At 64.1% G+C, this 21,647-nt stretch carries 22 protein-coding genes; 7 read left to right on the forward strand and 15 right to left on the reverse strand.

Annotation, left to right across the window (positions count from 1 at the left end; translation table 11 throughout):
• The first annotated feature begins 24 nt into the window (after nt 1-24).
• Both NKJ12_RS12585 and NKJ12_RS12590 read left to right on the forward strand, forming a co-directional pair.
• Nucleotides 25-606 (forward strand): DUF1134 domain-containing protein, encoded by a 582-nt coding sequence (locus NKJ12_RS12585; RefSeq protein WP_023679557.1) that lies wholly within the window; start codon nt 25-27, stop codon nt 604-606.
• Nucleotides 607-753: 147 nt separating this feature from the next.
• A complete protein-coding gene (locus NKJ12_RS12590) occupies nt 754-1,917 on the forward strand; it encodes a coiled-coil domain-containing protein (protein WP_352702929.1) in 1,164 nt (387 codons plus the stop codon).
• Between the two features lie 129 nt (nt 1,918-2,046).
• Here NKJ12_RS12590 and NKJ12_RS12595 read toward each other — a convergent pair whose 3' ends face one another.
• On the reverse strand, nt 2,047-2,844 hold the full coding sequence (locus NKJ12_RS12595) for a TrmH family RNA methyltransferase (protein WP_352702931.1): 798 nt from the start codon (nt 2,842-2,844) through the stop codon (nt 2,047-2,049).
• Between the two features lie 308 nt (nt 2,845-3,152).
• Between NKJ12_RS12595 and NKJ12_RS12600 the strand changes: the two genes are divergently transcribed.
• Nucleotides 3,153-4,157: a L,D-transpeptidase gene (locus NKJ12_RS12600; protein WP_352702933.1), complete on the forward strand. Its 1,005-nt coding sequence runs from the start codon at nt 3,153-3,155 to the stop codon at nt 4,155-4,157.
• 88 nt (nt 4,158-4,245) lie between these two features.
• On the opposite strand, the gene NKJ12_RS12605 is transcribed toward NKJ12_RS12600, so the two are convergent.
• The 4 genes from NKJ12_RS12605 to NKJ12_RS12620 form a co-directional block, all read right to left on the reverse strand.
• Nucleotides 4,246-4,584, reverse strand: a complete 339-nt coding sequence (locus NKJ12_RS12605; RefSeq protein ID WP_254819124.1) for an ArsR/SmtB family transcription factor — start codon at nt 4,582-4,584, stop codon at nt 4,246-4,248.
• Nucleotides 4,585-4,757: 173 nt separating this feature from the next.
• Entirely contained in the window at nt 4,758-5,564 is an 807-nt protein-coding gene (locus NKJ12_RS12610; protein ID WP_352702936.1) for a HugZ family pyridoxamine 5'-phosphate oxidase, read from the reverse strand.
• Nucleotides 5,536-6,297, reverse strand: coding sequence for a 3-hydroxyacyl-CoA dehydrogenase (locus tag NKJ12_RS12615; RefSeq protein WP_352508994.1), 762 nt, complete (start codon nt 6,295-6,297; stop codon nt 5,536-5,538). Before NKJ12_RS12615 ends, NKJ12_RS12610 begins: the two co-directional genes overlap by 29 nt.
• Nucleotides 6,298-6,361: 64 nt before the next feature.
• Nucleotides 6,362-6,898 (reverse strand): GNAT family N-acetyltransferase, encoded by a 537-nt coding sequence (locus NKJ12_RS12620; protein ID WP_254819127.1) that lies wholly within the window; start codon nt 6,896-6,898, stop codon nt 6,362-6,364.
• A gap of 278 nt (nt 6,899-7,176) precedes the next feature.
• Here NKJ12_RS12620 and NKJ12_RS12625 point away from each other — a divergent pair, with 278 nt between their 5' ends.
• Nucleotides 7,177-8,166 (forward strand): glutathione S-transferase family protein, encoded by a 990-nt coding sequence (locus NKJ12_RS12625; protein WP_352702938.1) that lies wholly within the window; start codon nt 7,177-7,179, stop codon nt 8,164-8,166.
• A 2-nt stretch (nt 8,167-8,168) separates the two neighbouring features.
• On the opposite strand, the gene NKJ12_RS12630 is transcribed toward NKJ12_RS12625, so the two are convergent.
• Entirely contained in the window at nt 8,169-8,669 is a 501-nt protein-coding gene (locus NKJ12_RS12630) for an NUDIX domain-containing protein (RefSeq protein WP_352508992.1), read from the reverse strand.
• A gap of 53 nt (nt 8,670-8,722) precedes the next feature.
• Between NKJ12_RS12630 and NKJ12_RS12635 the strand changes: the two genes are divergently transcribed.
• A complete protein-coding gene (locus NKJ12_RS12635) occupies nt 8,723-9,667 on the forward strand; it encodes a metallophosphoesterase family protein (protein ID WP_254819270.1) in 945 nt (314 codons plus the stop codon).
• A gap of 72 nt (nt 9,668-9,739) precedes the next feature.
• Here the strand turns inward: NKJ12_RS12635 and NKJ12_RS12640 are convergent, their stop codons facing one another.
• The 4 genes from NKJ12_RS12640 to leuA form a co-directional block, all read right to left on the reverse strand.
• Nucleotides 9,740-10,357, reverse strand: a complete 618-nt coding sequence (locus tag NKJ12_RS12640; protein ID WP_254819130.1) for a hypothetical protein — start codon at nt 10,355-10,357, stop codon at nt 9,740-9,742.
• A gap of 133 nt (nt 10,358-10,490) precedes the next feature.
• Nucleotides 10,491-11,294, reverse strand: a complete 804-nt coding sequence (locus tag NKJ12_RS12645) for an alpha/beta fold hydrolase (protein WP_352702940.1) — start codon at nt 11,292-11,294, stop codon at nt 10,491-10,493.
• A 212-nt stretch (nt 11,295-11,506) separates the two neighbouring features.
• Nucleotides 11,507-13,303, reverse strand: coding sequence for a tetratricopeptide repeat protein (locus tag NKJ12_RS12650; RefSeq protein ID WP_352702942.1), 1,797 nt, complete (start codon nt 13,301-13,303; stop codon nt 11,507-11,509).
• A 143-nt stretch (nt 13,304-13,446) separates the two neighbouring features.
• Nucleotides 13,447-15,183, reverse strand: coding sequence for a 2-isopropylmalate synthase (leuA, locus tag NKJ12_RS12655; protein WP_352508989.1), 1,737 nt, complete (start codon nt 15,181-15,183; stop codon nt 13,447-13,449).
• A 617-nt stretch (nt 15,184-15,800) separates the two neighbouring features.
• On the opposite strand from leuA, the gene NKJ12_RS12660 reads away from it, so the two are divergent.
• Nucleotides 15,801-16,115 (forward strand): nuclear transport factor 2 family protein, encoded by a 315-nt coding sequence (locus NKJ12_RS12660; RefSeq protein WP_352702944.1) that lies wholly within the window; start codon nt 15,801-15,803, stop codon nt 16,113-16,115.
• Nucleotides 16,116-16,132: 17 nt separating this feature from the next.
• On the opposite strand, the gene NKJ12_RS12665 is transcribed toward NKJ12_RS12660, so the two are convergent.
• From NKJ12_RS12665 to NKJ12_RS12680, 4 genes are all read right to left on the reverse strand, one after another.
• The gene (locus tag NKJ12_RS12665) at nt 16,133-17,221 is read right to left on the reverse strand and encodes an AbrB family transcriptional regulator (protein ID WP_352508988.1); all 1,089 of its coding nucleotides are present in this window, start codon (nt 17,219-17,221) and stop codon (nt 16,133-16,135) included.
• A 277-nt stretch (nt 17,222-17,498) separates the two neighbouring features.
• A complete protein-coding gene (locus NKJ12_RS12670) occupies nt 17,499-17,804 on the reverse strand; it encodes a putative quinol monooxygenase (RefSeq protein WP_352508987.1) in 306 nt (101 codons plus the stop codon).
• A 49-nt stretch (nt 17,805-17,853) separates the two neighbouring features.
• Nucleotides 17,854-18,651, reverse strand: a complete 798-nt coding sequence (locus NKJ12_RS12675) for an SDR family NAD(P)-dependent oxidoreductase (protein WP_352508986.1) — start codon at nt 18,649-18,651, stop codon at nt 17,854-17,856.
• 172 nt (nt 18,652-18,823) lie between these two features.
• A complete protein-coding gene (locus tag NKJ12_RS12680; protein WP_352456435.1) occupies nt 18,824-19,282 on the reverse strand; it encodes a DsrE family protein in 459 nt (152 codons plus the stop codon).
• A 101-nt stretch (nt 19,283-19,383) separates the two neighbouring features.
• Between NKJ12_RS12680 and NKJ12_RS12685 the strand changes: the two genes are divergently transcribed.
• Nucleotides 19,384-20,466: a hypothetical protein gene (locus NKJ12_RS12685; protein WP_352508985.1), complete on the forward strand. Its 1,083-nt coding sequence runs from the start codon at nt 19,384-19,386 to the stop codon at nt 20,464-20,466.
• A 229-nt stretch (nt 20,467-20,695) separates the two neighbouring features.
• Here NKJ12_RS12685 and NKJ12_RS12690 read toward each other — a convergent pair whose 3' ends face one another.
• Complete coding sequence (locus NKJ12_RS12690) at nt 20,696-21,625, reverse strand: cation diffusion facilitator family transporter (RefSeq protein WP_502896230.1); 930 nt, start codon at nt 21,623-21,625, stop codon at nt 20,696-20,698.
• Nucleotides 21,626-21,647 lie beyond the last annotated feature (22 nt).

The following is a 21,647-nucleotide window of genomic DNA, read 5'->3' on the forward strand; positions in this document are numbered from 1 at the left end:
TGCTCCCTGACGGAGATTGGAAGCATGGTTTCCCGATTCTACGACCGGACTTTTTTCCGTGTCATCTCAATGACGATCGCGCTTATCGGCCTTGTCGCCTTTTCGGCATCGGCGGCGCGGGCGCAGGAATACACGGCCCAGGAGATCGTCGATTCCGGTCATAAATTCTTCGGCGCGACATCGGGCGGGCTCGCCACCGTCGTCGAGAAGATTTTCGCCACCTATGGCCTGCCGAACGGCTATCTGCTCGGCGAGGAGGGGTCCGGGGCGCTGATCGGTGGCCTGACCTATGGCGAAGGCACGCTCTACACCAAGAATGCCGGCGATCACAAAGTGTTCTGGCAAGGCCCGTCGCTCGGCTGGGATTTCGGCGGCGAGGGCTCGCGCGTCATGATGCTGGTCTACAATCTGGACGATGTGAGCAGCCTCTATAACCGTTTTGGCGGCGTCGCCGGCTCCGCCTATGTCGTCGCCGGCGTCGGTTTCAACGTGCTGAAGAACAACAATGTGCTGCTCGTGCCGATCCGTACCGGCGTCGGCGCCCGTCTCGGCGTCAATCTCGGCTACCTCAAGCTCACCCAGCGCGCGACCTGGAATCCGTTCTGACCGGCATGACGGAGCGACGGCGATTGGGCCTGTGATCCCGCGGCCCGAGCTTTGCCGCGGCATACTCTTGCCGTGGCGCCGGATTTCCGTCATGCGAAGATGGCAAAGTCGACCTTTGGCGGTTGCCATGCACAACGGATAGTCATCTTGGTCCAGTCGATCCTGTTCTTTGTTCTCGGCTTTCTCTGCGCGGGCTTTCTGGCGCTGATGATTGCTCCGGCCGTGTGGCGGCGGGCGGTGGCGCTGACGCGCAAGCGCGTCGAGGGTTCGATGCCGTTGACGCTGGCCGAGATCCAGGCGGACAAGGATCGCATTCGCGCCGAGTTCGCGGTTTCGGTGCGCCGGCTTGAAATGACCGTCAAGTCATTGCGCGAGAAGGCCGCCGAACAGCTGGTCGAGATCGGCCGCGACCGCGAAGCCCTCAAGGAATTGGCGGCCGAGCGGCAGGACAAGAACCGGGTCGTCGCCGATCTTACAACCAGGGGCGAGGAGCTTCGCAAGCGCGATGAGCAGCTGCAGCAGCTGTCGGAGCGGCTTGCGGAGACCGAACGCGCCCTCGAAAAGCGTGGGCTCGAACTGCGGAAACTGGAGCACATGTATGACGACGCCAGTTTCTCATCCAGCAGCCGGCAGATCGAGCTGGTGGCGCGCGAATCCGAGCTGCAGAAGCTGGCGAGCGACATTTCGCTGCTGCGCGGCCAGCGCAAGGAGGCGGACAGGCGCAGCCAGGAATTGGCAGCCGAAAGCAAGGCTTTGCGGGACGCGCTGAAGGCCGAGAAGAAAAGAACCGGCGACCTGGAAAAGAAAATCGAGCGGCTGCTCGCCACGCTGGCCGATCGCGAGGACAGGCTGGAGCGCCGCGAGAAGGAACTGGTGCGCCTTCGCGAAAAGCCGAAAAGCGCTGAAAGGGCGCCTGCGGGGGGTCTTGCCGGCGTGCCAGGCAGTCAGGTCAATGTGGCCGCCAACGGCGACATCGAAAAGACAACCGCCAAGCTCGACGCCGACCGCGAGCGGCTGGAGGCCAGGCTGACATCGCTGGCACGCGAGAACAGGCGGCTGAAGACAGATCTTGCTGCCGTTGAAACGTCGAAATCACGGGCCGGAGATGATGCCGGCAGCGCCGGCGCGGCATTGCGCGAAGAGATGAACGATCTGGCGGCGCAAGTCGTGGCCCTGACGGCAAAGCTCGACGGGCCGGATTCGCCGATCGCCCGGGCGCTTGCAGCGGCTGAGGATGCGCCGCTGGGGAGCGGCGGACGCAGCCTTGCCGATCGGGTGCGGGCGCTGCAGAAGGCCGCTTCGACCGACTGAGATTCCGCAGATCCAAGAGCGGGCCCTCCGGCTCTGAAGCGCGTCGCGTTCGACCGGCCTCATCCGACGCGCTTTGAGTTCTTGTTTGATGCATGTCGTTATCGCAAAGCCGCTGCAATTTGACATGCCTTAGGCTCCGGAAAAATGATACAGCGCGATGGCTGACGCGGCGGCGACGTTCAGGCTGTCGAAACCTTGCGCCATGCCGATCCGCAGCGTCTGCAGGCGGGCAAGCAGGCTTTCCGGCAGGCCTTCGCCCTCGGTGCCGAGATAGAGCGCCAGCCGTTCGTTTCTCTTGGCATCGCGAATGTCGATCTGCCCGCGCGGCGACAAGGCGAATTGGCTGAAGCCTTGCCGGTCGAGCATTGCGGTGCAGCCGGCGGTATCGGCAAAGCAGGCGAAGGGGACCTTCAAGGCCGCACCCACCGAAACGCGGATTGCCTTGCGGTACAGCGGATCGCAGCAGGTCGGGTCGAGAAGCACGGCATCCGCGCCAAAGGCCGCGGCATTGCGGAAGATCGAGCCCATATTGTCATGATTGGCGATGCCGACCAGCACCACGATCAGCGCGCGGGCGGGCAGCGCGCCAAGCAAGGCTTCGGCGGAGATGGCCGCACCCTTGCGGCCGATCGCCAATATGCCGCGATGCATGTGGAATCCGGCGATCCTGTCGATGATTTCGCCGGATGCGACATAGATCGGAAGCCCGGCAGGCGCCTTGCGCAAGACGTCATCGAGGCCAGCCAGCCGGTTTTCGAGTACCAGCACCGATTCTGCCTCGAAGCGCCGGGCGGCGAGCAGCGTGTCGAGCACCACCTTGCCTTCGGCGACGAAACGGCCTTGCCGGCCGGCAAGATCTCGCTCCCGGATGTCGAGGTAGGCTGCGACGCGGGGATCGTGCGGGTCGTCTATGCGGATCGGATCCATGGCTTCCTCGGCGGACCATGGCGTCGGCCACGAATCGGGATTCGGTTTCGGAAGGCATGATGCCGGATCCGAAGCTCAGACCGTATCTCAGCGTCCAAATGGATGCACGCCGTTCTAACGGTTATCCAGTCACCGGGCGCCGGGCCAGGATGGAATCTGCCCGGGCTTTGGCGACGGGGAATATTGATTCCCGCGGCACGGCTCTTCGGCAAAGCCGCTTCTGCAGAATTTCGATGGGGCGAGGGAACCGCACAGGGCCATGCCGCGTCATAGAAGCGGGCTCCTGCTGCGGTCCTGGAAGGACATCGATGATCAGGCTCCTCCTCGTCTTTGCCGCCACGCTTGCCCTTGCATGCGGCGTGGCCCGCGCCGCCAAGCTCGATCCGGCCACCGTCAATCAGGCCCAATTCACTGTCGGCGAACCGAAGGGTGTCGATCCGATGCTGCTGAAGGCGCAGATCCTTCTGGATCGCGCCCGCTTCTCGCCGGGCCTGATCGACGGTCGCCTTTCCCAGAACTTCGCCAAGGCCGTCGCCGCGTTTCAGGCGGCAAACGGACTTCCGCCCGATGGCAAGCTCAGTCCACAGACCTGGAGCAAACTCATCGCAACCTCCGCCAAGCCGGTGCTGGCGACCTATGAGGTGATGCGCAAGGATGTGCGTGGACCGTTCACCCGGCGTATTCCCGCCCGCTTGGAGAGGATGGCCCGCTTGCGGCGGCTCGGCTACCGCAATGCGGTGGAGAGGTTGGCCGAGCGCTTCCATATCAGCGAACAATTGCTGAGAATGCTCAATCCGGGCACCAGCCTCAGGAAGCCCGGCAGGACCTTGGTGGTGCCGGATGTCGACAGGGGCGACCCTCCCGCCGGCGTCGCCACCATCGAGGTCGACAAGGGCGCTCGCCTGGTGCGTGTGCTCGACCGTGCCGGCAAATGGCTGGCGGTCTACCCCGCCTCGATTGGGAGCGAGGAGAAGCCGGCGCCAAGCGGCATGGCAGAGGTCAGGCGCGTGGTGCACAACCCTACCTATCACTACGATCCGGACTTCGCTTTCAAGGGGGTCAAGACCAAGCGGCCCTTCACCGTCGCTGCCGGGCCGAACAATCCCGTGGGATCGGTCTGGATCGACCTTTCCATCGAAAGCTACGGCATCCACGGCACGCCCGAACCCGGCAAGATCGGCACGACCTTTTCGCATGGCTGCATCCGGTTGACCAATTGGGATGCCGAAGACCTTGCCTCGATGGTGCAGCCGGGCACGAAGGTCGAGTTCAAGGAGGAGATTGCGCAGGCCGCCGACGAGCGTGTTCAGTAGCAAGGCTGACTTGGCAACAAGGCGGATTTGGCAGCAAGGCGGATTTGGCGGCAAGCGGATTTGGCGGGGTGTTCTCCGCCTCGGCCGCTCAAGTCCCGGCGCGACGCAGCCGGTGAGCCATCTGGGACAGTTCACCTTCGCCGAAAATGCCGTCCAGCATGTGCAGCAATTCGCGCACCGCCCCGGATTTGCAGGAATAGTAGATCATTTGCCGATCGCGGCGGGTCTCGACAAGGTCGGAAGCCCTGAGCTTGGCCAGATGCTGTGACAGGGCGGATTGGCTGAGCGACACCTTCTCGGCTATGGCGCCGACCGACATCTCGCCCTCGGCCAGATAGCTCATGATCAACAAACGCTTTTCGTTGCCCATCAGCGTCAGAAACGCAGCCGCGGTTCCGGCGTTGGCGACTAGTTTGTTCGAGACCATAGATCCCCCATGCCTTCTTGCTCATCCGCCGCTATGGGGGCAATAGCGTCGGATTCCATAGACTTTCCCTATAGATGCACGCCAGCGATTCAGCGTCACTCGCAAAGGTAGAACATTTCGCTCAAATCTCAAGGCTTGCTTTCCATGCAAGCCGATTAACTGTGCGGCTGTGATTAATTTGCCGATCGGGCGGCCTTTGCCATATCGACCAGGACAGGCCTGAGGTCGCGTGCCGCTGCCAGCGGCTCGGGGAAGAAGACCCGACAGACATCGTCGCCGGATACGAGATCCATCCCGTCGGCGTCGAACCCGGTGACGATCCAGCCGTCGCCCTCGGCCCCGCCGAAATGACTTGCGTAGAGGGCAATCGCATCGAGATGGTCGGCGTTCATATGGTCGAGTGCCGATTGCTCGCCGACGGCAAGCTCTTCGACGATCGCTCCCGTCGCGACCAGATAGGTGCGGTCGAGCAGATAGGCCTTGCCGAAGCCGCCGTTCAGGCTGGCGCGCTCCGGTTCGAGCCGGAAGATCGAGAAGTCGCCGAGTCCGGCATAGAGCTTCGCCTTGGGATTGTGGTTGAGGTAGCGCCGCTCGGCGCGGGCGTGTTCGTTCGATCCGCGTTCGAGCCGGACGGCGCGGCAGACGAGCGTCAGTCGCGGATGCGCCAGCGGATCGCCCTTGCCGGGTTCGCCGACGAGCAACGAGCAGCGCGGGTCGGCAAGGATAGCGCCGGTGTGGGCCGACAGCATCGAGACCAGGATCAATGGCGTACCGTCGATGTCGGTGGCGACGCCGACCCGGCTGGCCAGCGGCGAACCGGTCCCTGGTTCGAGCACCGCCAGCGCGCCGAAACGGGCGCTGCGGATCAGCGTCTTTGCCAGCCTGATCGCCTCGGCGTCGGTCGCGCGGATCACGTCTTTCCTGGGTTCGTCCAAAGCACCACCGTCGCTTTTATTTCGGCGCCATGCGGATGGCGCCATCGAGGCGAATGGTCTCGCCATTGAGCATCTGGTTCTCGACGATGTGCAAGACAAGTGCCGCGTATTCCGAAGGCTCGCCCAAACGGGAAGGGAAGGGTACTGCGGCGCCGAGCGAATCCTGCACCTCCTGCGGCATGCCGGCCATCATCGGCGTCCTGAAGATGCCGGGCGCGATGGTGCAGACGCGAATGCCAAAGCGGGCGAGATCGCGCGCCACCGGCAGCGTCATGCCGACGACGCCAGCCTTGGACGCGGAATAGGCCGCCTGGCCGATCTGGCCGTCATAGGCCGCGACCGATGCGGTGTTGACGATCACGCCGCGCTCGCCGCCCTGTAGCGGTTCGAGCCTCGCGGTCCGGTCGGCGACCAGGCGGATCATGTTGAAGGTGCCGATCAGATTGACCTCGATCACCTTGCGGTATTGATCGAGTGGGTGCGCTCCATCCTTGCCGATCGTCTTCAAGCCGATGGCGATGCCGGCGCAATTGACCAGAATGCGCGGCTCGCCGAGCGTCTCACCCACTCCCGCGACAGCAGCGGCACCGCTCTCCGCGTTGCTCACATCACATTGGACGGCGATGCCGCCGATGTCGGCCGCCACCTTGGCCGCCCGGTCAATGCCGAGATCGAGGACGGCAACCCTGGCGCCACGGACGGCAAGAGCGCGCGCCGTCGCCTCGCCAAGGCCAGAGCCGCCGCCGGTGACGATCGCAATCTGGCCGTTCGGGTTCATCTTGACGTTCGCCTCCCTGCCCAGACTAATGCTGCGAAGCCACCGTGCAACAGCGCCGGCACGGTCACGCCATCGCGGCGATGTGCTCGGCAATCCTTGCCTGGTCGGCGTGGCAAACCTCGCCCACCAGCCTTGCCACCGCGCCCGGCATGATCTCGTGCGCCAAAAGCCGATCGGGATCGACCGGACGCGGCATCGAGATCTGCCCGCGCGGCAGCCTCTTGAAGCCGAGCGGGCCGTAATAGGGTTCGTCGCCGACCAGCATCACGGCCGGCGCGCCGGCCTTGGCGGCGGCTTCCAGCGCGATTGCCACCAGCTTGCGGCCAATGCCGAGATTTTTGAAGGCCGGCCGCACGGCGAGCGGCCCGAGCATCAGCGCGCGGCCGGCACCGGCGGCGATACGCGTCATCCGTACCGAGGCGACGACGATTGCGCCGTCGACGGCCACGAATGACAAAGCGCGTTCGTGCGAGCCAGCTTGGCGGATCTTGTAGGCGGCAAGCACGAAACGGCCCGGCCCGAAAGCCTCGTTGTTGATGGCTTCGATTTCAGGATCATGCGCCGGAGTTTCCGGCAGGTATTTCACGTCGGCAAGGCTCATGGTCTTTGCGTTCCGGTATACGAGGAAAGGTTTGCTGCAAGCGGCAGCGTTCGCCAGTCAGCGCTTCATCAAGCGCGGGCGCTCTTTCGTCGTCGGTCGAACCGGATCACGGCAAAGTCAAACATGTGGATGTCCGCTACCACCAATTTTCAGCCGCCGCAATCGGCCGGCGCAGCCGACACGCACTCGACGCAGCCGTTGACGATCTGTTCAGCGTCGAGGATTTCCGCGGGGCCGCTTGCTGCCCTACATCGGGTAGGAACGCGAAAGGATATTTCATGGGATTGCTAGTCGAAGGCCAATGGCAGGACCGCTGGTACGATACCGGGGAGAGCGGCGGGAAATTCGTGCGCGCGCAGTCACAGTGGCGCGACTGGGTGACCCGCGACGGCGCGCCGGCCGAAGGACGAAAACGCGGCTTCAAGGCCGAGCCCGGCCGCTATCACCTCTATGTCTCGCTCGCCTGCCCGTGGGCGCATCGGACGCTGATCTTTCGCGTGCTCAACAAACTCGAGGACGTGATTTCCATCTCGGTCGTCCATCATTTCATGGGCGCCGACGGCTGGACGTTCCTGGCCGAGGACGGCGCCACCGGCGACACGCTCTACGGCCTCGATTTCCTGCACCAGATCTACACCAGGGCCGATCCCGGCTATTCGGGCCGCGTCACCGTTCCCGTGCTGTGGGACAAACGCGAGCAGACCATCGTTTCGAACGAATCCTCCGAGATTATCCGCATGCTCAATTCGGCGTTCGACGAATGGGGCGATGCCAAGCTCGATTTCTATCCGGAACCGTTGCGCGGCGAGATCGATGCGGTCAATGCGCTGGTCTATCCCGCGGTCAACAATGGCGTCTACCGTGCCGGCTTCGCCACCACGCAGACAGCCTACGAGGAGGCGTTCGGCGAATTGTTCTCGGCGCTCGAGACGCTGGAGGACCGCCTGTCAAAGCAGCGCTATCTCGTTGGCGGCCGCATCACAGAGGCGGACTGGCGGCTGTTCACGACACTGGTCCGCTTCGACCCGGTCTATGTCGGCCATTTCAAATGCAATCTGCGCCGCATCGCCGACTATCCGAACCTGTCGAATTATCTGCGCGACCTCTACCAGGTGCCGGGCGTTGCCGGCACGGTGAATTTGCACCACATCAAAGCGCATTATTACGGCAGCCACGAGACGATCAACCCGACGCGCATCGTGCCGGTCGGGCCAGAGCTCGACTATGGCGCGCCGCATGACCGCGACAGGTTCAGGAAGGCTGCCTGATTTTACCAGTAAGGCGATACCGCTGCGCCATCAAAAACCTCGGCAATCCGTCGCAAAGTTGCCGGCGTCGTTCCCTGAGGCAAGCGGTCGAGCGGGAAGAAGCCGGCTTCGGCGATCTCGCGGTCAGGCAGCTTGGGTGCTGGCTGGTCGAACTCCTCGACCAGATAAAGGCCGACATGATCGCGGCGGCTGGCGCGGCGGTTGAAATGCAGCGACTTCAGCACCGGCGGTCCGGTCAGCGCGATGTTGCCTTCCTCGAAGACTTCGCGTGTCAGCGCTTCGATCATCGTCTCGCCCAACTCGACGCCACCGCCGGGCAGGTGCCAGCCAGGAACATAGGTATGGCGGATGAGGAAGACGGAATTGGAGGGGCGGTCGTGAATCAAGCCGCGCACGCCGAGCGTCATCGGCCGCCGCAGTACGAAATACAGGTGAAACAGCCTTGCCCTGAGGCCCGGCCATCCGGTCTGGCGCAGCGCTTGCTCCGGATCCGGCGTCGTCATCGTCCGCGAAACCGTGAGTGGAAAGCGGCGCGCGCCTCGCCTATGAAGAAAAGATGTTCAGGCTCGCGCATATTTCCGATGTCCATCTGGGGCCGCTCCCCGATGTAACCTATCGCGATCTCGCCTCCAAGCGCGTGGTCGGCTACGTCAATTGGCAGCGCAACCGCCGCCGCCACATGCACGACGCCGTCATCGACACGATCGTCGCCGACATGAAGGCCAGCGGGCCGGACCATCTCGCCATCACGGGCGACCTGGTCAATCTGGCGCTCGACGGTGAGCTCGAGATGGCCAAGCACTGGCTGGAGACGCTGGGCTCGCCCAACGACGTGTCGGTGGTGCCGGGAAACCATGACGCCTATGTGCCGGGCGCCTTCGACAAGACCTGCCGGTCGTGGGCGGCATGGATGACCGGCGACGGCGTCAATACGCCGGTCGACCGCAACACCTTTCCGTATCTGCGCGTACGCGGCGATGTTGCGCTGATCGGCGTCTCCACGGCGCGCGCCACGGCTCCGTTCATGGCCAACGGCTTCTTTCTGGAAGGCCAGGCGGAACGGCTGCGCGGCATGCTCGACGCCACAGGCAAGCGCGGCCTGTTCCGGGTGATCATGATCCACCACCCGCCGATGCGCGGCGCCGTTTCGCAGAACAAGCGGCTGTTCGGCATCTCGCGCTTCCACAGGGTGCTTCACCGGCACGGCGCCGAACTTGTGCTGCATGGCCATTCGCATGTGCCGTCGCTGTTCTTCATCGGCGCCCGCAAGACAAAAATCCCGGTGGTCGGCGTCGCCGCCGCCGGGCAGGCCCCCGGCAGTTCGCATGCGCCGGCGCAATACAATCTGCTCGACATCGACGGTGAAAAGGACAATTGGCGGATCAGGCTGACGCGCCGCGGCCTGACCGGGCCGGCATTGCCGCCCAGCGACCTGCAGACGCTGGAGCTTGGCGTCGAGGCCGAGGCGTCGATGGCTAGAGCAATTCCAGGAAAAGTGTGAAGCGGTTTTTCGGAATTGCGTCAGAACAAAGAGATAGAGCCGTTCAGCATTTCGGTGAAACGCTGAACCGCTTTAGAAGCTGATTTTCATCGCGACGATGCGATCCCAGAACAGTACGAGCGAAATCGCCAGGCCGACCAGGGCGCCGGCGGCGATCAGGCCGAGGCCCGAGAAGAACGCCGACCAGCCGTTGCTGCGCGCGGCGATCTGCAGCGGCGGCTCGGCCTCCGCCACCAGGGCGCGTTTGAGGCCGGCGACGGCTTGCTCGATGCCGCCTTCCATCATTCTCTGGCGTTCGACAACGCGCTCGGCGACATAGCGCGTCACCTGGTCGGCAACGACCTTCATGTCGGTCGATTCGGCGAGGACGACGCGGCCGATGCGCGTGTCCTTGAGAAAGCGGTAGGTGCGGCGGTCGCGCCCCATGGCGACATGGCTGACGGCGTCAATCCACAGCCGTGGCTGCAGGCCGGACGAGACGGCGAAGTCGAAACTGTCCATGTCGGTGGGCACGTCGCCGAAGACCGGTGCGAGTTCGGCGGCAAGCAGATCGAGCCGCATGCGATGCGCTTCGCGCATGTCGACGACGACATCGTCGCGGTCGGCGAAGGCGTTCTTGACGTCGCGAATGGCATCGGACAGTTTTCGCGACTGATCGATCTGGGTGATGTTCTCGCCTGCGTCCTTCATCGGCGTTGCCTCGCGGGTTTGGTTAACACCGAATTAACACAGCCGCCGGCAAAATGCACTTGCCAGATCGACGGGCCGGCAAGGGTTCGGTGGAAGGAGCACCTGCGCCGCAGCCGTCCCGCGCGAGGACGGATCAGCTCGCCGCCGCAGCCAATTCTGGACGAAGCCGCCTGCTGCGGCGCCGCATGTTGCGACGGACAGCCTCGACGACCAGGCCGGGCGCTTCCTCGACCAGCATATGGCCGGCTTCCAGCACGTGGTGCAGATGAAAATGCTTCGGCAGGCCGTCCGCCTGGCTGACGGGCAGCATCGCGTCGTCGGTTCCCCAGACCACCATGATTGGCATATTCAGCGTTTCAAGCCGCTCGTTCGGGATGACGCCTTGCCGATCATCTCTGGTCATGGCGGACGCGAGCTCGACAAATGTCCGTAGCTGACCGGGACGCTGCCGCATCTCGTTGAGGAGCTCGACCCTATGCTGCGAAGGTCGGCTTTGTGGTCCCGACATGGCGGCAAGACAGGCGCGGATTTCATCCGTGCCGGCAGCGGCGGCGTAACGACGCAGCAGCGGACCATTGATCTCAGGACCGAAACCGCCCGGCGCCAGCAGCGTCAGCGAGGCTATTTTTTCCGGCTCGTTCAATGCCATCAGGGCGGCCACGGCGCCGCCCATCGAGTGGCCAACGAGATGGGCCCGCTTAATCCCGCGAGCGGAAAAATCCGCAAGGACGGCACTGGCTGCAATCCTGGCCGGACCGCCGCCCGGAAAATCGAGCGACAGCCCATGCCCCGGCAGATCATAGGCCATCGTCCGCGCGCCGAGTGCCAGGGAGGCGGCCACCTCGCGCCAGTCGTCGTGGCAGCCACCGAAACCATGCAGCAAGGCGATGGTTGTCGGGCCGGTGCCCCGTTCGGCGGCGTACAGGGATGGGGTCATGCAAACTTTATGGCTTGGTGCCGGGATCAGTCGGGATGCCCGGGGGCGGTCCTATGCGGATCAGTCTTTGTGGGAGGTCAGACTTATGCGGAGATCAGTCTTATGCGGGATCAGATTGGCCAGTTCAAATTGTGTCTGAATTGCGCTTTGACCGTCTGGATGGCCAGTAAAATCTTCGCGATCAGCTGACGTCGTGCACGCGCCGGGAGACGTCAGCTGGCGCCGCCAAGGCCGGCGGCGCGCAGGGCTTCCACCAGCCGGTTGGTCAGATCGGCGGGATATCTTCGCTCGACGAAGGTTGCGCGCGGATCGGCTGCGAATTTCGGGAATTTGGTGGTCAGTTCCTGCAGAAGCCTGCTCGCCAGCTTCTCGCGGCCGGCAGCCTTGGCGCCGATCAGCCGCGCTGCCAGATAATGCGATTTCATTTCCGTCGTTCGCAAGCCGTCGCCGGCAAGCGTCGCCTTGTTCATGTCGCCCATCATGAACTCTCCGGCGAACAGCCCGTAATCCCACCATGTCGGATGGGCGCTGGCGATGTCCACCGCGTGAGCGATGATCGGAGTGCCCTCGCTGTACCTGCCGGCGAAAACCAGCCCGTAGCCATAGGCGGCGGCCATTGCGAGATCATAGGGATTGAGCTCATAGGCCTTGCGCATCCAGCGGATCGATTCCGCGGAATCGCCCATGCGCGAGTTGAGATAACCAAGGGCGCGGTGCGCGTAGGGGCTGGTCGGGCCCATCTGGATGGCGCGATGGGCAAACGTCATGGCTTTGTCGATCGTCGCGTCGGCGGGGTAGGGATAGTGGTCGGTGACCGCTTCGAGATGCAAGGACGCGAGTTCCGAATAGACGAGCGACGACTTCGCCTCCCGGTTGGCAAGATCTTCGAGGCAGCGGTAGGCGGCTTCGTGCGTCTGGGCATTCTGGTCGAGATAATATTTGCCGTTGAGCACCAGACACGCCGTCAGCCCGGTCTGGATGCCGCTCTGCTCGATGTAGTTGTAGATCGTGCCCGAGGCGGGAAGAGCCGAGGTCAAAATGCCGGAGATCTGGTCCTCGATGGCGGTGTTCGCGCTGTCGCCGGCGGTCAGGTTGCGTGAGAGCAGCACGCGGCCGGTCGCCACGCTTTGCAGTTCGAGCATGATGTCGCCGCTACGCGGCCCGGGCAGGACATCGAATACGAAGCTGGCGGCGTCGGTTACTGGATCGGGCGGGCTGTCGGCATCACGGCCGATGAAATTGATGGTATCGAAGCCGCTGAGGCCGGCGCGCAGCGATGCGGCGACACGGCGAGCCAGGTCGCTGTCGGCCTTGATGGCGATGTAGACCTGGGGGAGGTTTTCAACCGGAGGCGCTGCTATGCTGCCGGTCGCCACCGCGGTCTCGACCGCCGTGTCGCCGCCGGTCAGCAATACCACGCTACCCTGGCGAAGGATCAGCACACCCAGCATGAGGATGACCAGCGCGATCGCCAGCCAAAAGAACTGCAAATGGCGTTGCAGCGAAGGAGCAGCAGGGGCGACGGCTGGAACGCTCAGCAATGCGGCCGGATGTGCCCGGTTGCGGGCGTCCTCCAGCGATCCGGGCGGGGCGGTCGTCGCCGCTTCCTCTGTTGCCAGCTCCGGCTTGCTTTCTGCCTTGGGCTCCACCTCCGCCGGCAAGCGAATGGCGTTGAGTTCGTAGGACGGAACATAGCCGCCGCGCGGAATGGCGATGCGGACCGGTTCGGCAACGCCCTCATTGGCGAAATACTGCTGCAGAAGCTCGCGCAGCCTGCCGGCCTGCACCCGCACCACCGCATCGGTCGACGGATCGAAATCGCCGTCCTTGCCGAAGACGTCCATCGCTATGGAGAAGCCCTTGAGCCGGTCGGCTTCGCCTGCCTGCTCGCGCTCGACGAGGTAGCGGAGCAGCTTGCGCGCGCGCTCGGATCGTCCGAACGTTTCGCTGGCAAGCAATCGCTCCAGCGTTTCGCGCACTGCGGGGGCGGCAGGCGTGGTATGCTGCAAGTGTCGATCCCTTCGAATTCGGCACAGGTTGAGGTACAATCATATAGCGCTGGCGGCGGCTTACAAGCGTGTGCTTATGGTGCGATAGCGTACCCACCGGATAAAAGTCCGGTGGGCCGATGGCGCAAGTCTGGCAGTCTCGGCTAGCCGAGCTTTCGGCCGACGATGCGGTTGGCGGCCGAAACCACGGCTTCGAGCGAGGCGGCGACAATGTTGGTGTTGATGCCGGCGCCGAACAGCTTGCCGCCCGGATGTTCCATCTCGACATAGGAAATGGCCGAGGCATTCGAGCCGCGCTGCATGGAATGCTCGGAATAATCCAGCACCGACATCGGCACCCCGACATGGCGCGACAGCGCATCGACGAAGCCGTCGATCGGGCCGGTGCCGGTGCCTGATATGGTCACCTCCTTGCCTTTGTCGAGGATCACCGCTTCGACCACGCGCCGGCCCTTGACCTCGGTGTCGGGGTAGGTGTGGTGGTCGAGGAACTTCAGCCGCGCGCCGGGCTGGTCGACATAGGTGTCGAGAAAGCGCTCGTAGATGCGCCTGGCCGGCACTTCCTTGCCTTCGGCGTCGGTGATCGCCTGGATGGCCTGGCTGAACTCGATCTGCAGGTTGCGCGGCAGGTTGAGGCCGTAATCCGCATGCAGCACATAGGCGATGCCGCCCTTGCCGGACTGCGAGTTGATGCGGATGATGGCTTCATAGCTGCGGCCGACATCGGCCGGGTCGATCGGCAGGTAGGGCACCTCCCAGTGCGGCGTGTTCGCCTTGCGCAGCGCCTTCATGCCCTTGTTGATGGCGTCCTGGTGCGAGCCGGAAAAGGCGGTGTAGACGAGCTCGCCGACATAGGGATGGCGCTCGGGGATCTTCAGCTGGTTGGAGTATTCGTAGACGTCCTTCATGCGGTTGATGTCGGAGCAGTCGAGCTTGGGATCGACGCCTTGCGTGTACATGTTGAGCGCCAGCGTGACGATGTCGACATTGCCGGTGCGCTCGCCATTGCCGAACAGCGTGCCTTCGACGCGGTCGGCGCCCGCCATCAGGCCGAGTTCGGTGGTGGCGATGCCGGTGCCGCGGTCATTGTGCGGGTGCAGCGAGATCAACAGGTTCTCGCGATTGTCGAGATTGCGGCACATCCATTCGATGCGGTCGGCATAGATGTTGGGCGTCGACATCTCGACCGTGGAGGGCAGGTTGATGATCAGCCTGTTTTCCGCCGTCGGCCTGACGATCTCGGTGACTGCGTTGCAGATCTCCAGCGCCACTTCGAGCTCGGTGCCGGTAAAGCTCTCCGGCGAGTATTCGAAACGGTAGCCGCCGCCGGCCTTCGCCGCCATGTCGGTGATCATCTTGGCCGCATCGGTGGCGATCCGCTTGATGCCGGCGACGTCCTTCTCGAAGACGACGCGGCGCTGCAGCTCGCTGGTCGAGTTATAGAAATGGACGATCGGGTTGGTGGCGCCCTTGAGCGCCTCGAAAGTGCGGGTGATCAGTTCCGGCCGGCACTGTACCAGCACCTGCAGCGAGACGTCGGCGGGCACGTTGCCTTGTTCGATGCACCAGCGGGCGAAATCGAAATCGGTCTGCGAGGCCGACGGGAAGCCGATCTCGATCTCCTTGAAGCCCATGTCGAGCAGCAGGGCGAACATGCGCGCCTTGCGTTCCTGGCCCATCGGATCGATCAGCGCCTGGTTGCCGTCGCGCAGGTCGACCGAGCACCAGATCGGCGCCTTGTCGATCACTTTCGAAGGCCAGGTGCGATCGGCAAGGCCGACGGTCGGATAGGGTTGGTATTTGCGGGCAGCGTCCGGCATGCCCCTCGCGGGCTTGGCGGTTTCCTCTACGTTCAGACGGATATCTTCTCGTGCGTTCATCGTCTTTTCTCCCGGCGGCTCGCGGATCCAGCTTCAGGCGGATTGGTGGCGAGCGGCGCCTTTACCAGAATTTCGTTCGCTTGATGTGACGTGCCAATTTGCAGACTGGCCAAGGAGCGTGCGCGTGAGCGGCGAATTCGACCGCCGGGCGCTCCTTCAGCGAACCCGGCGATCGCCGATAAGGCCGAGAAGCAGCAGGGTGGAGGCAAGCGCGCGAACGGTCTGGCCGGCAATGCCAGTCGGACGGGACGCAAAAGAGGTGGCGCGCGGGCTCATGGCGGTTTTCATACAGGAGCGGGCAAAGCGAGGCAAGTGGGAGCACGCCCGTCAGCTTGGGGCTGTTCGATGCCAGGGAAATCAATCAAAAGGATGACCGATGCCGGCGCTGCCCTTCACGCAGGGCGGCGCAAACCTGTCGCGATTGTCCGGGGTAGCCACATTTTGTTCTTGCTTTGTGCCGGCAGCTATGCTACTAATCTGGGTATGGTGCTAATTGGCTCCAACGACCCGCCTCCCGAGGCGGGTTTTTATTTTCGGCGTCATGCTTCGAGGACTACCCTATCGTCCCATCCGGCCGCTCCTTCCAGAGCACCGGAATCCGGTCCAGGAGGAAAGACATGGACACGCCCGATCCCATCCGCCGCTTTGTCGAAGCCACCAATGCCGGCGACACCGAAGCCTTCCTGGACAGTTTCACGCCGGATGCCTTTCTGAGCGACTGGGGCCGGTCGTTCCGGGGCCGCGAGCAGATTGCGCGCTGGAACCAGTCGGACCATATCGGCGTGCAGTCCAGGTTCAGCATCCTCGGCATCGCAGCAGCGGACGGCACCTGCCGCGTTCGCATCGCCGTCGAAGGCAACGGTTTCAACGGCGAGGGCGATATGGTCTTCACGCTGGACGGCGAGCGTATATCGAGCCTGGTGATCAGCTGACGCAGCCCAGCTGGTCTTTACTCCCGCAGGCTTCTCGCCACCAGCCGCGCCACGCTTGGGCCGACCAGAAGCACGATCAGGAAGCGTGCCGATTGCAGCGCCATGACGAAGGATATGTCGACATGCTGCGCGGCGGCGGCGATGATGGCGACGCTGTCCATGCCGCCCGGGCTGGTTGCCAGATAGGCGGTCAGCGGATCGATGCCGAGCAGGCGGCTGATCAGGAAGGCGAGGCCGCCGCAAAAGCCGATCAGGGCAATGATCGAGCCGACGATCTGCGGCAGCGCGCGGGCCGCGTGGCGCAAAATGGCCCTGGTGAAATTCAGGCCGATGCTCCAGCCGATCGTCGTATAGCTCAAGGCAAGCAGCCAGGGCGGCAACTGCATGGTCACGCCGAGCCCAAGATGGATCACGGTGCCGAAAATGAAGGTGCCGAGGAAGAACGGCGACGGCAGCCGGAAAATCTTGCCGGCGAGGCCGCCAACCAGCGCCACGCCGAAAGTCGCGGCTAAGCCTTGCGGGTCGACCGGTGGGAACCAGACGATGGCCGGCACCTCGATGCCCGAGGTGTCGACCCAGAGCTTGGCCACCAGGGCTGCCGTCATCGAGACGCAGATTGCGCGCAGATAAAGCATGAAGGCGACGAGGCGCTGGTCGGCGCCGAACGCATCGGCCATCAGCACCATGGCGGTGGCGGCGCCCGGCGACGAGCCCCAGACCGCGGTGGTGCCGGGCAGGATGCGCCAGCGGCTGATCAGCCAGCCGAGCAGGCTGGATGCCGCGACCGTCGCCATCACGACCCCAAGGAACAGCGGCCATTCCTTGTAGAAGACGGGAAAGATATCGGCCGAGATGGAACTGGCGACCAGGCAGCCGACGACCGCCTGGGCTGAGCCGAACAGAACCCGCGGCACGCGCACCGTGGCGCCGTTGGTGCCGGCGACGATGGCCGCCAGCATCGGTCCGATCAAGAGCGCGGCCGGCAGGGCGGCGAGTTCCAGCGCGCCGGCAAACAGCACCGAGACCACCACCAGGACGGGCCACTGCCAGGCCTTGTGGATCCGCGCCGGGTGCTCGATGGCCGGCGGGTTGGGGGAAGAATCCATAGATGGGCTCTTAGACCGGCCGCGAAAAAATGCGAACCCTTTTTGCGGGGTTGGCCTTGGGTGACGACTGCACTACGGCTTCTGTGGCGATCCTTCGCGCCCCTCTCTGTCCTGCCGGACATCTCCCCCACGAGGGGGGAGATCGGCTGTTCCAGGGCCCCGCTCATTCCTGTGGCGTTTGGCGATTGGCGAAAGCCGAGATGACGGACAATCTCCCCACTTGAGGGGGAGATGGCCGGCAGGCCAGAGGGGGGCGCTGGCCCGCCGGCCTCTCCCTCTATTCCGCCTTCACCGGCAAGCCGAACCCGCCAACAGGATGCGTCTCCACCTGGAACTCGAACCCGGCGATGATCGGCCGTGCCTTGGCGATTGCCGCCTGGACCTCGGGCAGCTGCAGCGAAGCCTTGTGGCTTTCGGCGTCGGTCCACACCTCGGTCACCCAGATCGCGTCGGCATCGGCCGGGTCGGTGGCGATGATGTAGTTCAGGCAGCCGGGCATGGCGCCGGTGCTGGCGAGCAGGATATCCATCATTGCGTCACGCTGGCCGCGCATCGCCCGCATCTTGCCGATCAGTCCGTACATTCGCTTTGCTCCGTTGAGATGACGCAACCAGGAGTATGCAGGTCGTCGTCTACGGCATCAACTGCCCGCCATTGACCTCGATCACCTGGCCGATGATGTAGCCGCTCAACAGATCGGAGGAGAGGAACAGATAGGCGCCGACGCAGTCCTCGGCCGTGCCGGCGCGGCCCTGCGGGATGGTGGCGATCATGCCCTTCATCTGGTCGTCGGTCGAGTAGCGCTCTTGGAAAGGGGTGGCGATGGTGCCGGGCGCCACTGCGTTGACGCGGATGTTGAAGCCGATCAGCTCCTTGGCCATGCCGCGCGTGACGTTGGAGACGAAGGCTTTGGCCGAGCCGTAAAGGCCGGCGCCGCCACCGGCGCCGTTGCGCGCGGCGATCGAGGAGGTGTTGATGATGAAGCCGCCCTGCCGCTTCAGCCATGGGATCGCCTTGCGCGAAGCTGTCAGCACGGAACGCGCGTTGAGATCCATCACCGCGTCGTAATGCGCTTCGGTCTGCTCGGCATAGGGCACGCGGCCGAGCATGCCGCCGGCATTGTTGACGAGGCCGTCGAGCCGGCCGAAATGTTGCGCACTGTCCTCGACGACGCGCTCGACATCGGCGGGGATCGAGAAATCGCCCTGGGCGAGGAACACGTCGCCGCCGCCGTTGCGAATGGTCGCGGCCAGGTTTTCGGCAGCCGCGCGGCTCGAATTGTAATGCAGCGCGACGCGGCATTTCTGCGCGGCGTAGGCAAGTGCAAGCGCCGCGCCGATGCCGGTCGACGCGCCGGTGACCAGCACCGCCTTTCCGGCAAGGTCGGGGATGACCAGAGAGGGGCTGACAAGGGTGGTGGTGGCTGGCACGTCTATTCCTCCGGGGGACTCTGCCTGCTCTTCGTAGGCCCTCGCAGTCCTCGCATTCAAGTCCGTAAAAGTTTAGAGCGGTTCACCGTTTCACGGAAACGGCGAACCGCTCCCTCTTTGTCTTGACGCAATTCCGGACGGAAAGCCGTTTCACACTTTTCCTGGAATTGCCCTATGGCCTGAGATAGGCGTAGCCCTGGCGTTGCAATTCGGCGAGCTTGACGACGCCGCCCCTGTCGGCTGCATGGAAGCCGTCGAGCAGGTCGGCCAGGCCGATATCCATGCCGTGCATGGTGTTGGCGCAAGCGTGCGGGCTGAGCCCATCCTGGACAAGGCCGGCGAACCGCCCGGAAATGGCGGCCGATATGCCCTTCGACTTGAAGGCGGCAAGTGCTGGGCCGTGCACGACAAGCGCGATGTCGACTTTGCCGTCGGTGCCTTCGAAGTGGTTCTTGATGTTGCCGAGCACGAAATTGACCTTGTCGAGGTCGCTGAGGTGATAGGCGACCTTTTGCCTTTCCTCTTCGGCCGCCGCCGGCTTGACTTCACTAGCTGCGGCCTTGATGGGGCGCAGCCCGAAAAGCCCGGCGGCCCCGGCAAGACCGACGCGGAAAATATCGCGGCGTCGCATGGCTTCATCTCCCATTTGGCCGGCCGGCGCAAATTGCGTGGCCTCGGCCTCGATCCTAACATAAGTTCACGCCATGTCTTGTCGGGGCAGGGGGAGCCAGCATGATATCAAGGACCGTGATGGGCGCCGGAGTTGGGGTTGCCTTGCTCGCCGCCGTCGCCGGCTCTGCTTTCGCCGATGACACGCTCAAACTCACCGAGCTCAGCCCCGACGGCAAGGACGCCTGCTTCGGCCGCGTCTATGACGCCGCGCATCTCAAGTCGCATCCGCAGCAGAAGGTGACGCGCATCTTCTTCTATTACGGCCGCGATCCGGTCAGCCGGCCAAACGAGGAGCCAAGCACCGGCATCGATTCCTCCTACAATGGCTTCATGGCGACGACGGTGCGCGGCGCCGAGGCGCCTGAATGGCTCGGCGGCTGGTGCAGTCATGAGTCGGAGGACGGCAAGACCGGCCCGATCCGTTGCGGCATGGACTGCGACCGCACCATGGCTTCGCTGAAGGTCGACGACAAAGGCCGGCTGATCGTCTCGGACGTGCAGCCCGACCTCTATCTCGACGCGGGATCGGAAGACGAGCTCGGCAAGGCGGAGTATGAAAGGCAGGCGCTGGGCAAGGACGACAACGGCTTCAGGCTCGACCCGATGCCGGCCGCCACCTGCAAGGCGGAGTTCGCGCGCATCGACCCGATCGACCCGGCCCTTGGCCCGCCATTGCGCGAGCGGCTGAAGCCGGACCAGCCCTTCTGCTACGGACGCGACTACGACGCCGAGCATCTCGGCTCGCATCCCGATCAGCTGACCCAGTCGATCAGGGTTTTCCGCGGACCGGTCGAGCTGGCGTCTTTCGCCAAGGAGGGCGATCCGGCCAATTGGCCAAGCGGCGCCGATATCGCCGTTTCGGTTACCACGCGGCAGAAATCGGCCAAGGTCACGCAGGTCTATAACTGTCAGGGCGAGGGCGACCAGTGGCGCTGCGCGGCGAGCGCGAAGACGGGTGCTGCCTCCTGCGATATCGGGCAACAGGAGGTCTTCCTTCGCCGCGGCGCCAACGGCACGATGATGCTGGCCAACCCGAACAGCGGTCTGCCGATCATCGATCTGTGTTCGGCGGAGGGCGACACAATGTCCGACGACAAGGTCTACCGGCTGGAGCCGATGCCGCAGGCTGCCTGCGGGCTGTAGCAGTTCAGAGACGCGATGCCGGCGGGACAGCACCCCCCTCTGTCCTGCCGGACATCTCCCCCTCAAGGGGGGAGATCGGCAGCTTCACCGACAGCGTTCTTCTTTGAAAATTGGCGAAAGCCGAAGCGACATCCAATCTCCACCCTTGAGGGGGAGATGTCCGGCAGGACAGAGGGGGGTGCTGTCCCGCCAACCTCAAGGTTTTGGATGGCGGCGTCCCGCTATCGCCTCACGCGAACGGCACGGCGGTCGTGCCTTTGGGCAGTTTCGCTTCGTCGTCGGGTTCGACATGGATGATGACCCGCACGGAAGGGATCTCTGCCTGCAGCGCGTCCTCGATGCGGTCGCAGATGACGTGGCTGGCGCCGACCGACATGTCGGCGTCGACGACCAGGTGGAACTCGATGAAGGTGGCGCGGCCGGCGATGCGCGTCTTCAGGTCGTGGACCTCGAGCGCGCCCTTGCAATTGGCCGAGATGATGTCGCGTATGCGGATATGTTCCTGGGTGTCGACCGCGCGGTCCATCAGCCCGTTCATCGACGAGCCGATGACGTGCCAGCCCTGCCACAGAATGTTCAGCGCCACGATCACCGCAAGAGCCGGATCGAGAACCTGCCAGCCGGTCAGTACGGCGCCGACCAGGCCGATGAACACACCGACCGAGGTCGCCACGTCGGTCATGATGTGCCTGCCGTCGGCAACGAGAGCCGGCGATTTTTCGCGTCGGCCGGTGCGGATCAGCGTCAAGGCCCAGACGGCGTTGATGACCGTTGCGACGCCATTGACGGCAAGGCCGGTCCATGGCTTTTCCAGCAGGGCGGGATGCTGCCAGGACCACCAGACCTCATTGAGGATCAGCAAGGCGGCAAGCACGATCAGCACGCCTTCGAGGACGGCCGAGAAATACTCGGCCTTGTGGTGGCCGAACGGATGGTCCTGGTCGGCTGGCTTGTAGCTGACCTGGATCGCCCAATAGGCGGCGGCAGAGGCAATGACGTTGACGATCGATTCCAGCGCGTCCGAATAAAGCGCGACCGAACCGGTGACGTACCAGGCCACCAGCTTCAGGCCGAGCACGACGCAGGCGACGACGATCGACCAGAAGGCGAGGCTGGCGACCTTCTGCCTGGCGGCGGCTTTGATTTCCGCCGCGGTCACTGGGGAAAAGATCCCAACACTG

It is taken from the genome of Mesorhizobium sp. M0195, from assembly GCF_040322115.1.
Taxonomy (GTDB): Bacteria; Pseudomonadota; Alphaproteobacteria; order Rhizobiales; family Rhizobiaceae; genus Mesorhizobium.